General features: G+C 50.7%; 12 protein-coding genes. 4 read left to right on the top strand and 8 right to left on the bottom strand.

All coding sequences use genetic code 11. The features are described from left to right. Positions 1 to 28: 28 nt before the first annotated feature. From I0P70_RS04965 to I0P70_RS04945, 5 genes are all read right to left on the bottom strand, one after another. Positions 29 to 1,828, bottom strand: a complete 1,800-nt coding sequence (locus I0P70_RS04965; RefSeq protein WP_196115080.1) for a TrkH family potassium uptake protein — start codon at positions 1,826 to 1,828, stop codon at positions 29 to 31. Continuing rightward, on the bottom strand, positions 1,809 to 2,828 hold the full coding sequence (locus I0P70_RS04960; RefSeq protein ID WP_196115078.1) for a bifunctional heptose 7-phosphate kinase/heptose 1-phosphate adenyltransferase: 1,020 nt from the start codon (positions 2,826 to 2,828) through the stop codon (positions 1,809 to 1,811). The genes I0P70_RS04965 and I0P70_RS04960 overlap by 20 nt, the downstream gene beginning before the upstream one ends. Beyond that, positions 2,828 to 4,036 (bottom strand): pyridoxal phosphate-dependent aminotransferase, encoded by a 1,209-nt coding sequence (locus I0P70_RS04955; protein WP_196115076.1) that lies wholly within the window; start codon positions 4,034 to 4,036, stop codon positions 2,828 to 2,830. Before I0P70_RS04955 ends, I0P70_RS04960 begins: the two co-directional genes overlap by 1 nt. A gap of 228 nt (positions 4,037 to 4,264) precedes the next feature. After that, positions 4,265 to 4,873 carry a recombination mediator RecR gene (gene recR / locus I0P70_RS04950; protein WP_101445725.1) on the bottom strand — a complete coding sequence of 203 codons (609 nt, stop codon included), beginning with the start codon at positions 4,871 to 4,873 and terminating at the stop codon, positions 4,265 to 4,267. A gap of 11 nt (positions 4,874 to 4,884) precedes the next feature. Beyond that, positions 4,885 to 5,166: an ATP-dependent Clp protease adaptor ClpS gene (locus I0P70_RS04945; protein ID WP_196115075.1), complete on the bottom strand. Its 282-nt coding sequence runs from the start codon at positions 5,164 to 5,166 to the stop codon at positions 4,885 to 4,887. Between the two features lie 368 nt (positions 5,167 to 5,534). Here I0P70_RS04945 and I0P70_RS04940 point away from each other — a divergent pair, with 368 nt between their 5' ends. The 4 genes from I0P70_RS04940 to I0P70_RS04925 all read left to right on the top strand — a co-directional run bounded on the left by I0P70_RS04940 (position 5,535) and on the right by I0P70_RS04925 (position 11,656). Continuing rightward, entirely contained in the window at positions 5,535 to 6,077 is a 543-nt protein-coding gene (locus tag I0P70_RS04940; RefSeq protein WP_196115074.1) for a hypothetical protein, read from the top strand. Positions 6,078 to 6,110: 33 nt separating this feature from the next. Then, the gene (locus I0P70_RS04935) at positions 6,111 to 6,968 is read left to right on the top strand and encodes a hypothetical protein (protein ID WP_196115073.1); all 858 of its coding nucleotides are present in this window, start codon (positions 6,111 to 6,113) and stop codon (positions 6,966 to 6,968) included. 301 nt (positions 6,969 to 7,269) lie between these two features. Continuing rightward, complete coding sequence (locus tag I0P70_RS04930; RefSeq protein ID WP_230392008.1) at positions 7,270 to 10,563, top strand: amidohydrolase family protein; 3,294 nt, start codon at positions 7,270 to 7,272, stop codon at positions 10,561 to 10,563. Positions 10,564 to 10,798: 235 nt separating this feature from the next. Continuing rightward, positions 10,799 to 11,656 carry a DUF4846 domain-containing protein gene (locus I0P70_RS04925; protein ID WP_196115072.1) on the top strand — a complete coding sequence of 286 codons (858 nt, stop codon included), beginning with the start codon at positions 10,799 to 10,801 and terminating at the stop codon, positions 11,654 to 11,656. A 74-nt stretch (positions 11,657 to 11,730) separates the two neighbouring features. On the opposite strand, the gene I0P70_RS04920 is transcribed toward I0P70_RS04925, so the two are convergent. The 3 genes from I0P70_RS04920 to I0P70_RS04910 form a co-directional block, all read right to left on the bottom strand. Beyond that, positions 11,731 to 12,921 (bottom strand): serine hydrolase, encoded by a 1,191-nt coding sequence (locus I0P70_RS04920; protein ID WP_196115071.1) that lies wholly within the window; start codon positions 12,919 to 12,921, stop codon positions 11,731 to 11,733. A gap of 159 nt (positions 12,922 to 13,080) precedes the next feature. Next, complete coding sequence (locus I0P70_RS04915) at positions 13,081 to 13,881, bottom strand: TerB family tellurite resistance protein (protein WP_196115070.1); 801 nt, start codon at positions 13,879 to 13,881, stop codon at positions 13,081 to 13,083. A 76-nt stretch (positions 13,882 to 13,957) separates the two neighbouring features. Continuing rightward, positions 13,958 to 14,410, bottom strand: coding sequence for a MarR family winged helix-turn-helix transcriptional regulator (locus I0P70_RS04910; protein ID WP_196115069.1), 453 nt, complete (start codon positions 14,408 to 14,410; stop codon positions 13,958 to 13,960). Positions 14,411 to 14,514 lie beyond the last annotated feature (104 nt).

Below are 14,514 nucleotides of genomic sequence, written 5' to 3'. Positions count from 1 at the left end.
AATTTGAAGTCTCAAAGCTAACACAAGCTTAACCAATAGCCAAATGTGTATCCGGGTACTTGTAAGCAGTAGAAGTAGCCCGTGTGCTGATAGCTAGCGCCAGCGTAAGCGTTCCTACTCTCCCGATGTACATGGACAGGATGATCACTGTTTTCCCTACATCAGAAAGGCCGGCCGTTATACCTGTACTCAACCCCACTGTGGCAAAGGCAGACACCTGTTCGAACGCCAGTCGAAGTATGTCGAACTGGGCATCAGATATAGACAGAATGATCAGGAACAAAATATTGAAGCCAACCGCAAAGGTAAACACAGCGAAAGCCTTGTAAGACACCGAGTGCGGAATGGTTCGTTTTCCGATTTCAATGTTTCGCTTGCCCACGATGGTCGTCCAGACCGACAGGATGATCACTGTAAAAGTAGTCGTTTTTATACCACCGCCCATCGAGCCCGGCGAGGCACCGATAAACATCAGCATCATCATAATCAATAAGGCTGGGACCGAAATGGCCGAGGTATCCACGGTGTTGAACCCGGAGGAACGGGTAGTCATGGATTGAAAAAAGGAAGTAATAAGCGCCTCGACGAAACTAAGATGTGAGAGCGTGTTAAAGTACTCTAACAGAAAAAAGGTGACCGTACCGAAAGCAAGCAAGGCAGCCGATGAGTACACTGTCACGCGCGTCATCATTTTCCAGTTGCGCCATGGCGCCGCCATGCGGGCACGCATCGCTTTGGGCGAGAGAATATCCAGAATAGTTGGAAAACCAATACCTCCCAATATCACGAGTGTGGCGATGGTCAGATGCAGCACATAAGCTTTTTGTAAAGGGTTGCTATACATCCCCTCCGGGAACAGCGAGAAGCCGGCGTTGCAAAAGCCAGACACGGCATGGAACACAGAGAAGAAGATCTTACTCCCAAGTCCTACAAATTCTACTTCATTGCCCCAGGTTGCGAAGATGATCACAGTTCCGATGGCCTCAATGGACAGCGTCATGATGATCAGTTTGCGGAGCAAGCCTTTTGTGAAAGAGATAGATTCACTTTCCATGATCTCAAACATGGCCACGTGCTGTTTTATACCTATACCTTGCCGCATCAGGGTGGCAAAGAAGGTAGCAAATGTCATCACACCCAAACCACCCAGTTGCACCAGCAGAAGCAGAATAACCTGACCCGAAAAAGTGAAATAAGTACCCGGGTCTACTACCGTCAGGCCGGTGATACAGGAAGCGCTCGTCGCCATAAAGAGCGCATCGACAAAGCGCATACCGTCCGGGTCATTGGTCATTTTGGGCAACATGAACATGGCTGTGCCCAATGCGATGAGCGTCAGAAAGCTCATTAGGAATGTCACAGCTGGCTTTACCTGCAGGGTTTTGAGGTGCACTCTTGTTTCGAGCAACTCAATCACCAGTAGCAAGAGCATGTAAAGCGAGACCAGCACACGGTAGATCTCCACCGAGAGCGGCATGCCTATGCCTTCAAAAATATTATAGATAACAGGGAAATCGAACAGGTAAGTACCCACATGGTTGACCAGAATGATGGCCATCAGGACACCCTCAAACCATGTTCGCCGCAGAAACTTGACCCGCTCAAATCCATAGAGGATGCGCAGCAGGTATATCACGACAAAGACTCCAAGGATGGCGTCGATGGCGTAGAAAATGAGCTGAATGGTTTCAGGGTTGGTGACAACACCGTGGGCATACAGCAGCAAGCCTATCGCTACGATGGTGAGCGTATAGGTAGTGCGGCGCATCAGCATGTATGCCCGCAGTTTGCTGCCGTATAGTAGCCTGTTAAGCTGTTCGGTGTTCATGTGTTTCGTACAGCCTGTTCTCTTTTGCTTCTTCGAACAAGCGGTTTCTGTCGACAGGCACTACCCCTACCTGTTCGCATACCAGTCCGCCGCCCAGGTTACTCAGGCCGGCCATAAATGGCAGCGAAGTGCGCAGTGCCATACACAGCGCCGCAATACTGATCACCGTATCCCCGGCCCCCGACACATCCGAAATAGAACGGCGATGGGCAGGTATATAAGTTTTTTCGTTGCCGTCGGCCACAAACACGCCACGCTCAGAAAGCGTAACGAGCACTTGCCTGGTCGAAAGTCGTTCCTGTAACTGGGCCACGGCCTCTTCAAAAGCATGCAGGTTCTCGTCGGCGAAGTCTACTTTCAGACCTTCTTTGAGCTCTTTCAGGTTTGGCTTGAACAGCGTACAGCCTTTGTAGCTCAGGAAGTTTTTCTTTTTTGGGTCCACCACGCTCGGTATACCGCGCTCGTTTGCCAGTTGGATGAAACGGGCAATATTCTGTTCGGAGAAAACACCTTTGTCATAGTCTTCGAATACGACCACATCGGCCCGGTCGAGCAGCTTCAGGTAGTGCTCCTCCAGATGACGCTCTTCGTAGTCGGCCAGGTTATGCTCTATCTCAGCGTCCACGCGCAGCAGTTGCTGTGCACCGGCAATGATACGATGCTTGATAGTGGTTATCCGCTCTGGGCTCTGCACGATACCTTCTGTAGACAGGTTGCGCTCTTCCATCAGGCGCAGAAAGTCACCGCCGTCCGGGTCGTCGCCGATCACGGAGCAAAGCAGTGGTGTCGCGCCCATAGCTTGCACATTCAAGGCCACGTTGGCCGCTCCGCCCAGTCGTTTCTCGCGCTTCACCACGTTTACGATCGGCACAGGCGCTTCTGGTGAAATGCGTGTCGACTTGCCCCACAGGTATGAGTCAATCATCACGTCGCCCACGATGAGCACGGTCAGCCTATCGAAGGCACTGAAAATATCTTCTAAATTGGTATGCTGGTTCATTACTGCAATTTGGCGAGGCTCTCCTTAATGCGACGGAGCGCCTCAATTAGTTTATCGTCGGATGTAGCATAAGAGAATCGGATACACTGCGGTGCCCCAAAGGCCTCTCCACTCACAAGCGCCACATGCGCATCAGTGAGCAGGTATAGGCTCAGGTCGAGCGCACTGCTGATGATGTTGCCATTGCAGCTCTTTCCGAAATAGTAGCTCACATCCGGGAAAATATAAAATGCGCCGGTTGGCACGTTGGTCTTGAAGCCGGGTATATCCTGCATGATGTCCAGCACGAGATCACGACGGCGACGGTACGCATCACGCATTTCCAAAGCTGATTCGTTTCCACCTAATAGCGCTGCATGAGCCGCTTTTTGGGCGATAGAGCAAGTACCGGATGTGATCTGGCTTTGCATTTTCTCGCAGGCAGTGGCAATGTCTTTGTGCGCGGCGATATAGCCCACACGCCAACCGGTCATGGCATAGCCTTTCGAAAAGCCGTTCACGGTGATCACGCGGTCTTTGATGAAGTCGAAGCTGGCCATGCTGGCGTGCTTACCGCCGAAATTGATGTACTCATAGATCTCGTCGGCGATGATGTATACCTGCGGATGCTTCTCCAGCACCTTGGCAATTGCCAGCAGTTCCTCCTCGTCAAACACCGAACCAGTCGGGTTGCAAGGCGAAGAGTACATGACCACCTTGGTATTGGACGTGATGGCGTTCTCAAGTTGCTCCGGTGTTACTTTGAAGTCATTCTCCAAACGGCCCTGCAGCGGCACCGGCGTCCCTTCGGCCAGTTTCACGATCTCTTCATAGGATACCCAGTAAGGGGAGAAAATGATCACCTCATCCCCCGGATTCACCAGACACATCACGGCATTGGCAATGGACTGCTTGGCACCGGTCGACACCACGATGTTCTCAGGACCATAGTCCAGGTTGTTGTCGCGCTTAAACTTATCGGCTATGGCCTGGCGCAAGGCCGGGAAGCCCGGTACCGGGGTATAAAAGGTAAATCCCTCGTCAATCGCCTCTTTCGCCGCATCTTTGATGTATTGCGGCGTTTGGAAGTCCGGCTCTCCGAAGCTTAGGTTAATGATATCATGACCTTGTGCGGCAAGTTCACGGCCTTTTTTAGCCATCGCGATGGTCTGCGACTCCGACAGGGCCATGATTCTGTCTGAAAGTATGTTCAATGCTGTGTTCTGCATGCTTATTCTGAATTAAGCTCCAAAGTTAATATAATGCAAGAGAAAACCAGTGATAAGGGGCTGGGATTATAGGGAGGGTTCTAAGGTATGGCGCGAGCGTCCTCACTCGTGTCTACTATGGTGGGGCCTCTGGCCCTGGAACAACTGCCTACCAGACCTATACCTCACCAAAAACAAAAAGGACATGCTGTCCGCATGTCCTTTTCCAGCTATTACAAGCCGCGAGTTTTAATTCTTACCATAGGACGTACGCTCCACAATGCTGCGTCCCAGGGTAATTTCATCGGTATACTCCAACTCGCCCCCTACCGGCACACCACGGGCGATGGTAGTAATGCGCACATTGTGGTCACGAAGTTTGCGGGTCAGATAAAAAGCAGTCGTGTCGCCTTCCATGGTCGGGCTGATGGCCAGCAGAATCTCTTTTACTTCAGAGTTCGGCAGGCGCTCCAGCAGAGAGTCAATGTGCAGGTCCGACGGGCCCACGCCTTCAATCGGCGAGATCACCCCACCCAGCACATGGTACAGTCCCTTGAACTGCGAAGTGTTCTCGATCGCGATCACATCCCGGATGTCGCTCACGACGCACAATAGGCTGCGGTCGCGTAACGGATTTAGGCAAATACCGCACACCTCTGTATCGGATATGTTGTGGCATTCCTTGCAATGCTTCACCTCGGTGCGCATTTTCACGAGCGCCTCAGCCAGCAGAAAGGTCTCCTCAGACTCCTCTTTGAGCATGTGCAGCGCCAATCGCAGGGCAGTCTTGCGCCCTACGCCCGGGAGTTTCGCCAACTCCTCAACGGCGTTTTCAATCAATTTAGACGGAAATTCCATTCAACCTCCCGCTACTCGATGTTGGCCGACAAGTCTTTGTCGTGCAGGGCGGTGCACATACCTGCCAATTCTTCGTAAGACCCTACCTTCACGGTGCACTTGCCTTTGTAGTGGATCAGCAGCGTGCATTGCTCCGCCTGTTCCGCCGAGTGACCACATACCTTGATCAAGGTAGCGATCACGTGGTCAAATGTGTTCACGTCGTCGTTATACACAATCAGGTTGCGCAGATCGGTGCTCTCTTCGAGCAAAGCGACATCGTCCTGATGTAAAATTTCTGTCTCAATATTCATAGTGCAAAATTACGAATTTTTACGGAGCTACGGAAACAGAAGCAACTATAAAACAGCACTTCCCGTCCAGCTCCGACTATCCAAAAAAGGTATAGGTTAAAACAATCCAGAGTCGGGCATAATTCCTGTGGAGGCGGATATTATTCTGTCTGAATCAGGATTTTTAGGATTAAAAAGAATTTACAGGATTGAGTTACCCTCTCTAGATAATATTATAATTTTTAAACAAGGTATAGCCAAATTGTTTTCCCGTCACCCTATCTTGAACAGCAAGTCAATTTTGCCTAGTTTTACAGGTATAGCCGTTGCGGTTGCAACTATAGCAAAGCCTTACCGTTCTGGCTTATTCATATTTTGCCTAGAAATCTATGCCTACCGTCTCCACTGGTTTTAAAAAAGCTGTTAAGCAGCTGAGCGACAAAGAAAAGGAAGCGATTATTTTAAAAGCCGCCAGACGTGACGGGGAGCTTTATGACTTACTGGCAATTGAGCTGGGCGAACTCACGCCGGAAGAGGCCTATGAGCAGACCGTTGAAAAAATCCACGAACTGATGATTGGTACCACTGGTCGTTACCTCGGCCGTGCCTTAACTAAGTCGCTGCGCAAGTCTGCCAAGGAAATCGCCCGTTTCAAACGTATCACCAAGGACGTAAAGCTGGAAACAGACCTACACCTATACCTGCTGCGCCTGATCTTTGACAATTTCACGGGCCAGTTCGACAGCTACTACAAAGCTTTTTATACCGCCACTGCCCGTCTGTTGCAGCGCACGATCCAGCTTATTCGCAAGAACCTGCACCAAGACTATCACCTGGAGTACAAAGACGAGCTCGACAGCTTTCTGGAGCAGATACACAGCCGTAATAAGCCGCTGAGCTTTGACTTGCCGAGGGAGTTTGAGGTGGAGTAATCGCAGATTTAACCTAGATCTAAATCACGAGAAATGATACGGCTACTGCTAATTTTCATTTTCCTGGCGCCATTCACGACTTTTGCTTGCGATGCAGACCCACCTCCCGTTGCCTTAGAATTTCTAAAAGCAAAATACGTGTTCTGGGGCCAGGCAACCTCCAAGGTATACGCCAAGGACTCTCTTACTTATAACGTTTCATTCACTATCGCGAAGCACTTTAAACAGGAAACTTCCCTACCAGTAACGCTTTCCTACACTTTTAATTCGGGTGGTGAAATAACTGGCAGGTATAGCTCCTGCGATTATGGTGTTGCATTGGGACAGAACTGGTTGATATACACCTACGAACACGATGGTGTTTTAACTTTTGGCCATCACGGTTCTAATTCAAAACCAGTAAAATCACTTGAAGCTATACCTGAACAGGAATTGGAAATCCTGCAATCGGGCCATGCGATTGATTACAGAAATATTCTTTTTGATGGTTCCGCACTTAGGGCCATTAGAACTATTGGATATATAGGTCCCTCTCCAAAAATGCAGTTAGCAAGCTTGTTAGCGCACATCGACAGTAAGAAATATGGATTAGCTGGCCGGTTCAGCTTTGAGAACTTTATAGCACGCATTGATTCGCTGGGCAATATCACACAATTGTTTATACCTGACCGACAAGCAAAATTGGAGCACCATCAAATGTATGATGTGCAGGCTTTCACATGGTCACCGCTGGAAGACCGGAATGCTTTACAGAACGACCTGTTACAGGCCCTCAAAGCCTCCAGGCAATGGGAACCCGCCCGTTTTATGGGCAAGGCTGTAAATTCTCAAATCCATTTTCAGGTGCACATAGACGATAAGGGCAAAATAAGCATCTTAGCTTTTTATTAAAACTAGTCTTATTCAGCCATTCTAGTTTCCCAATATTCGCAGTTTATACAGAGTGCGCTCTGTTCTTCAGCCCAAGCCATCATATGGACAGGTCACGACTGGTCTCTACAGATTCCTTTTATAGTTCATAAAAGCTATACCACTGAAGCCAGCAAGACACTCACAGGTCTGGAAGACACTGTGAGGTCGGAAGGCCCCCAACATTCCCAATCCTGCCACCCAGTTTAAACCTTTTCTGATTTCTCCCCTCAAATCATTAAATTTGAGAATCTAAACTAATCTAATCGACTTACACCCTGTCATGAAGAAGCATACCTATCTGAGTATGTTCCTGGCGGCGGCGCTTGCCTTACCATTGGGCACAGCCACGGCGCAGGACAAAAAAGACAATAAGTGGAACGTGGAAGAAGCCCGCGGTCCTCAAAAAGAAATCACTGTAACAACCGACGAAGGCACCTGGATGAGCGTGGACGTGAGTCCGGACGGCAAGGAGATCGTGTTCGACATGCTCGGCGATATCTACATTATGCCAATGTCTGGTGGTAAGGCTAAGTTGCTCCGCAGCGGCCGTGCCTACGAGGTGCAGCCGCGTTTCAGTCCCGATGGCAAGTTCATCTCTTTCACATCCGACGCAGGTGGTGGCGATAACATCTGGGTGATGAAGCGCGATGGTTCTGACGCCAAACAGATCACCAAAGAAAATTTCCGCTTGCTGAACAACGCCGTTTGGACGCCAGACGGTGAGTACCTGATCGCTCGCAAGCACTTCACGGCCTCCCGTTCGCTGGGCGCCGGCGAAATGTGGATGTACCATCGAGCAGGTGGTGCCGGTGTGCAGCTGACCAAGCGTAAAAACGACCAGCAGGATGCGGGTGAGCCGATGGTTTCGCCGGATGGCAAGTATGTGTATTTCTCCGAAGACATGAGCGGCGGCACAACATTCGAGTATAACAAAGACCCGAACAGCCAGATCTATGTGATTCGCCGCGTGGACCGTAACACAGGTGAGATCGAGAACGTGGTGACCGGCAACGGTGGCTCGGTTCGTCCGGTGATCTCCCGCGATGGCAAGCAGCTGGCTTTTGTGCGCCGCGTGCGTACCAAGTCGGTGCTCTTCATCCACGACCTGAAAACAGGTGAGCAGTGGCCGATCTACGATCAACTGAGCAACGACCAGCAGGAAGCCTGGGCCATCTTCGGGGTATATCCGAACTTTGCCTGGACGCCTGATAACAAGAGCCTGGTATTCTGGGCAGGTGGCAAGATCAACAAGATTGACGTAGCCAGCCAAAAGGTAACCAACATTCCCTTCGAAGCAACTGCTACGCACCACATCGCCGAAGCTGTGCGCCACGACTTCAGCAAAGAGGGCGTTTCACCAGCGCAGTTTACTGCCAAGGCCATTCGCCATGCTGTGACTTCGCCTGACGGAAAGCTCCTCGTGTTTAACGCTGCAGGCCATATCTACAAGAAGGAGTTGCCAAACGGTAAGCCAGAGCGCATCACCAACAGCAAGGATTTCGAATTCTACCCGACTTTCTCGCCTGATGGCAAGACGCTCGTGTTCTCTACCTGGGATGACGAGAACCTGGGTGCACTGGTGAAAGTGGACATCCGCAAGAAGAACGCGAAGCCAGTTAAGCTGACTGCTGAGAAAGGTTTCTACACAAACGCCTCTTTCTCACCGAACGGTAAACTTATCGTGTACAGCAAAGACGGAGGCAACAACCACATGGGCTATGCACACGGCAATGAACGTGGCACCTACTACATGACTGCAGAAGGCAAAAATCCGACGCTGATCATGAAAAATGGCTTCAACCCGCTGTTCAACGCCACATCTGACCGCATTTTCTTCACGTCTGGTGGAGGTGGTAAGTATACCTTCAAGAGCGTGGACCTGAACGGGAAAGAGGAGCGTACGCATTATACCTCTACCTACACCGACCAGTTCTACCCTAGTCCGGACAACAAATGGCTGGCTTTTGTGGAGCTGTTCAACGGCTACGTGGTACCTTTCTCGGCCAATGGTGCCGGTATGGAACTGAGCGCAGAGACTAAAGCAGTGCCTGTTGCCCGCTTCACTAAAGACGCCGGTACGAGTGTGCACTGGTCAGGCGACAGCAAGAAAGTGAACTGGGTACTGGGTGACGAGTACTTCTCGAACGACCTGAAAGATCGCTTTGCTTTCCTGGAGGGTGCCCCTGAGAAACTGCCTGCCATCGACACGACAGGTATAAAAATTGGGTTGGAGTTCAAGACAGATGCTCCGCAAGGCAAAGTGGCCTTCACCAATGCCCGTATCATCACCATGAAGGGCGATGAAGTGATTGAAGGCGGTACGATTGTAGTAGATGGCAACCGCATTGTGTCGGTTGGCAAAGGTATAGCTGTGCCGAAAGACGCCAAAGTGATCGACGCCAGTAGCAAGACCATCATGCCAGGTATAGTAGATGTACACGCACACCTCGGTACGTTCCGTAACGGCATGAGCCCGAAACAGCAGTGGTCGTACCTGGCCAACCTAGCTTACGGTGTTACGACCACGCACGACCCTTCTTCTACTACTGAGATGGTATTTAGCCAGTCAGAAGCCGTGAAGGCCGGCCACATGGTGGGTCCTAGAATCTACTCAACTGGTACGATCCTATACGGAGCTGATGGCAACTTTAAAGCTGTGGTGAACAGCCTAGACGATGCCCGTTCGCACCTGCGCCGCATTCAGGCTGCCGGTGGTTTCTCGGTGAAGAGCTACAACCAGCCACGCCGTGAGCAGCGCCAGCAGATCATTCAGGCGGCCCGCGAACTCGACATGACCGTGGTACCGGAAGGCGGCTCGACTTTCTTCCACAACATGAGCATGATTCTCGACGGTCACTCTGGCATTGAGCACAACATCCCGATCGCGCCACTTTACAAAGACGTGGTGGAAGTATGGAAAGCTTCGAACACGGGCTATACCCCTACCCTGATCGTGAACTACGGTGCAACCAGCGGCGAATACTACTGGTACCAGAACACCAAGGTATGGGAGAAGGAAAGACTCCTGAAGTTCACACCACGCTCGGTGATCGACGGTCGCTCACGCTTCGTGATGCAGGTGCCGGACGAAGAATACCGCAACGGTTACTTCAAAACATCCGAAGCCTGCAAGGCGCTGACCGATGCCGGTGTAAAAGTGAACCTTGGTGCCCACGGTCAGTTGCAAGGCCTCGGTGCGCACTGGGAGCTATGGATGCTGCAGCAAGGCGGTATGACTAACCTGGAAGCCCTGCGTGCCGCCACTCTAAATGGTGCGGAGTACCTGGGTATGGGCAAAGAGATTGGCTCACTGGAAACTGGCAAACTAGCCGACCTGATCGTGCTGGACCAGAACCCACTGGAGAACATCCAGAACTCGGAACACGTGCGCTACACCATGGTAAACGGTCGTCTGTATGATGCTGCCACTATGAACGAAATAGGTAACTACGACCGCAAGCCGGGCAAATTTTGGTGGGAGAACAACAAGTATGCGGCCGCTTTCGACTGGCATGAAGGTACTGACACCCGCACAGAAGGTATAGCCGGCGAGCACTGCACTTGCCGTCACTAAGATCCAAAGGTATATCCTGATAAAGAACGAGCCGACTCAACTGAGTCGGCTCGTTTTGTTTATGCAAGGTACACGCATGGCGCGAGCGTCCACACTCGTGTCTACTATGGTGGGGCCTCTGGCCCCTTTGGATAGCATCCATGTTTTCTCTGTACATCAGCTAAACCAAACAACATCAACTGCTTGCAAATCCAAATTAAACTATTAATTTAGTTCAAAACTAAATTGCAGCCAGATGTCGTTATACCTGTACAGCTTTCTCTTCTTTATACTCACAGCCTGCGGTTCCAAAGCAGAGCAAGTGACAGATGAAATTCCGGAGAGTATAGTCGAAACCGAAGTATTAGTAAACCCTAAAGGCAAGACAGTAGCAGAGAGGTTTTTACCACCAAAAGGATTCACCAGAGCCACGCAAGTAGAAAACAGCTTTGGCGCTTATCTCCAAAACTTCAGTCTCAAACCACATGGCGCACAGGTATATTATTACAACGGGGCGGTTAAACCCAACGACAATATCTATGATGCGGTGCTCGACATTGATGTGGGCAAGCGAGATCTGCAACAATGCGCTGATGCGGTGATGCGTTTGCGGGCGGAATACTTGTTTGAACAGAAACGTTATGATGCCATTCACTTCAATTTCACAAGCGGTTTCCGGGCTGAATATAGCAAGTGGCGGCAAGGGTATCGGGTACAGGTGAAGGGAAATGATTGCACTTGGATCAAAAAAGCAGCTGCATCAACTTCCTATACCTCTTTCAAAGATTACCTGCAGATAGTCTTTACCTATGCCGGTACCATATCGCTCGAGAAAGAAATGAAAGCCGTTTCGATGGATGATCTACAGATCGGAGATGTATTCATCAAAGGAGGAAGTCCCGGTCATGCTGTGATCGTGATGGATATGGTTACTAATGACAAAACCGGAGAAAAGCTTTTCCTGTTAGCGCAAAGCTATATGCCGGCGCAGGAGATACAAATCCTGAAGAATCCCATAAATCCAGGTATTAGTCCTTGGTACAGTAGCAACTTCAGCGGCCCGCTTTTCACTCCCGAGTGGACCTTCCAGCGAAGCCATTTGAAGCGATTCTAGAATTTTAATAATAGAATAAAAAAGGGGCCGGAGGCCCCACCATAGTAGACACGAGCGTGGACGCTCACGCAATACTACTTCTTCACCGCTGCCAGCACACGCTTGATCAACTCATCCGGATTGCCATTGTGCCAGCGCCACACGATCACAATGTCATGCTCGGGATCTACCCAAATCGTATTCTGCCCGGCACCTAAAGCAGCATAGCTGGTAGTTGGCGCACTTGGCCAGGCCTTGCCTTCGGTGTTCAACCACCACAGGTAGCCGTAGTCAGGACCTACAGGTCCGCGTTGAGTGGTTGCTTCTTTCACCCATCCTTCCGACACGATCTGCTTGTCTTTCCAGCGGCCATTGCGCAGGAACAGGTAGCCGAAGCGGGCTTCGTCGCGGGCGCTGATCCAGAGGCCACCTCCCCAGCGGGTACCACCGCTCACTGATGGCATGCGCTTGCCGTCTATCTCTACATAGGAATTGCGGTAAGGCACATACTGCCACGTGTTAGAGGCGCCAATCGGGTCCATCACTTCATCTTTGAATACTTCTGGCAGCGGCTTTTTCCACAAACGAAGCAAGGACAAAGCAAAGCGATTGATGCGCACGTCGTTGTACTCGTAGTAAGTACCCGGTTCCTGCAGCTCGCGTGGTTTGCGTTCACCTCGGCCATATTCCTCCTTGCCCACAAAGTCATGCTTTTTGCCCCACAGTTCACCTTCCCACTCGCTGGTTTGGCGCACATGGTGCTCCCAAGTTACCTTCTGGTTCTGCTCTGAGTCATAGCCGCCGTCCTGCACATAATTCGCCACCGGGTCTTGTATACTTTTGATCATACCCCGGTCAATTGTTATACCTAGTATGGTGGAGAGCACGCTTTTGGGGACGCTGTAAGTCGGATCCACCCGATCGGTCTCCCCCCACTCCGCCACGATGTAGCCGTTCTTCAGGATGATGCCGTTGGTACTGGCCCGGTCGTCAGGTATAGGCCCGAGCATTTTGCCGAAGATCTCCTCTTGTGTAGAGAAGTCCTTGGGCATTTGGGTAGTTTCCTGTTGTTTGGCCCACTCTACAGCTTCCTGCAATGCAGCAGCGTCCATACCTACCTGCTCTGGTTGTTTCTTTTCCCAGTTATCGCCTTTGCCAGGATAATATACTTTCGCTTCGGTGGTTTGTGTTTGAGCAGTTGCTGCAGGTTGCTGTGGTGGCTGCTGACAGGCAGAAAAACCCAGGCTCAAAGCCAATGCCAGGTATAGAAAATTACTTTTTATCATAGTGACTGATGCGTTTCAGATTTGCTCGCTAAAACTACAAAATATATCATAGCAGATTAAGGCATGTCCAAATAGAAAGGAGCTGGTGGCAGAATTGCCACCAGCTCCTTTCCTTTCAGATACAGCTGTTTTGAAGATCATGAAAATACACCGCTATACCTACCAGCTTGTGCCGCTGCCCCGTTTGTTTCCCCCGAGCAGACCTCCAAGCAGGCCTCCCAGTCCGCCGGAGCCCATGCTGCCGTAGCGGTTGCGACCGTTAAGGCCTCCCAGCACGGAGGCCATGGAACCTAAGCCGCTGTTCGAGCGTCGACCGCCCCCCATCAGCCCGCCCCGGCCCATCATCATGCCACCAAGCAGTCCTCCCAGCAGACCGCCGCCCATTCCACCGCGGCGTCTGCCGCCGCCCATCATGCGGGCCAGAACAAGCGGCGCTGCTATGCCTAGTATACCTTGTACCATTTGTGGGGAGATACCAACGTTCTTAAACATGTCTCCAAAACCGTTCTTGTTCATAAATGCCTGAGAACTCGGATCCTCCCCGTGCTGCTGGGCCTCATCGGCCTTGTTCACAAATTGTTCCAGCACACTGTACTGCTTTTGGTCTACGCCCAGGTAATCGGCCATCTCCTGTATCCGCTTCTGCTCCTCATGGGTATATTCGCCATCAGCTTTAGCAAAGCTGATGATATCAGTGATGAAAGAGAAGCGCAGTTCGCTCTTTTTAAGCACATCGAGCACCCGCTGCACGCTGATCTGTGAAGGATTTTTAGCAATTGAGATCACCTCCTCCTCCACGTTCTCCGGCATCTCGGCTGCCTCACTTAGCACCCTCAAAAATTCCAGTTCTTCTTCAGAGGCGTGTCCATCTGCGGAAGCAACCGAAGCAAGCGCAGCCAGGTAGGCGCCCTTCTCTTCCATTGTATAATCTTTCAACAAAGTGGTTTGTTCCTGTTCCATAGCTATTCGTTTGTCATACTGACATTTAAACGACAGGCTCTGCCAGAAGTTAAGCAATACAAACGTGTTGCCGGAATTATTCTCTCACCCGGTCCAGTGTGTCGCTCAGGTGTTGTGCTTCTTCTGCCGACAGGCTCTTAAAAGTGTCTTCTTCGAGCTGCTTCATCAGTGGGTCTAGCTTATCGAGCAATTCCATCCCTTTGTCTGTGATGGCGATCTCCACCTTACGTCTGTTTTGCTCGCAAAGCTCACGGGTAACCAGCCCCTTAAGACGCAGTTTTTCAACCAGGCGGGTAGCATTGCTCATGCGGTTCAGCATTCGCTCCTGTATGGCAAAGAGGTTAATCGGCTTGCCCTGCTGCCCCCGGAGGATGCGCAGGACATTGTACTGCTGCGAAGAAATGTCATAGGGCTTGAGCAGACTGTCGACCCGTGCCATCATCCACTCACCCGTGAACATCAGATTCAGAGAAGCTCTCTGATAAGGGCTCCTGAAGTTTGGCATCTTTAATTCATGTTCTAACTTCATATCGAAAATATCTAAGATAGGATGCAATAACGCTTGCAATAATTGTATATACAACGTTTTCAGACAATTAGTTATCAGCTCTTGGAAAGCACTTTTTCATAATT

Source organism: Pontibacter sp. FD36 (assembly GCF_015686655.1).
GTDB lineage: Bacteria > Bacteroidota > Bacteroidia > Cytophagales > Hymenobacteraceae > Pontibacter.
Note: the sequence above shows the minus strand (reverse complement) of the source record. Positions and strands in the feature narration are given on the sequence as shown.

What these genes read in the sequence shown, in the direction of transcription:
- I0P70_RS04955 (WP_196115076.1), bottom strand. Translation starts at nt 4,036, where the DNA reads ATGCAGAACACAGCATTGAACATACTTTCAGACAGAATCATGGCCCTG.
- I0P70_RS04915 (WP_196115070.1), bottom strand. Translation starts at nt 13,881, where the DNA reads ATGGAACAGGAACAAACCACTTTGTTGAAAGATTATACAATGGAAGAG.
- I0P70_RS04925 (WP_196115072.1), top strand. Translation starts at nt 10,799, where the DNA reads ATGTCGTTATACCTGTACAGCTTTCTCTTCTTTATACTCACAGCCTGC.
- I0P70_RS04910 (WP_196115069.1), bottom strand. Translation starts at nt 14,410, where the DNA reads ATGAAGTTAGAACATGAATTAAAGATGCCAAACTTCAGGAGCCCTTAT.
- recR (WP_101445725.1), bottom strand. Translation starts at nt 4,873, where the DNA reads ATGGAATTTCCGTCTAAATTGATTGAAAACGCCGTTGAGGAGTTGGCG.
- I0P70_RS04945 (WP_196115075.1), bottom strand. Translation starts at nt 5,166, where the DNA reads ATGAATATTGAGACAGAAATTTTACATCAGGACGATGTCGCTTTGCTC.
- I0P70_RS04920 (WP_196115071.1), bottom strand. Translation starts at nt 12,921, where the DNA reads ATGATAAAAAGTAATTTTCTATACCTGGCATTGGCTTTGAGCCTGGGT.
- I0P70_RS04940 (WP_196115074.1), top strand. Translation starts at nt 5,535, where the DNA reads ATGCCTACCGTCTCCACTGGTTTTAAAAAAGCTGTTAAGCAGCTGAGC.
- I0P70_RS04930 (WP_230392008.1), top strand. Translation starts at nt 7,270, where the DNA reads ATGAAGAAGCATACCTATCTGAGTATGTTCCTGGCGGCGGCGCTTGCC.
- I0P70_RS04965 (WP_196115080.1), bottom strand. Translation starts at nt 1,828, where the DNA reads ATGAACACCGAACAGCTTAACAGGCTACTATACGGCAGCAAACTGCGG.
- I0P70_RS04960 (WP_196115078.1), bottom strand. Translation starts at nt 2,828, where the DNA reads ATGAACCAGCATACCAATTTAGAAGATATTTTCAGTGCCTTCGATAGG.
- I0P70_RS04935 (WP_196115073.1), top strand. Translation starts at nt 6,111, where the DNA reads ATGATACGGCTACTGCTAATTTTCATTTTCCTGGCGCCATTCACGACT.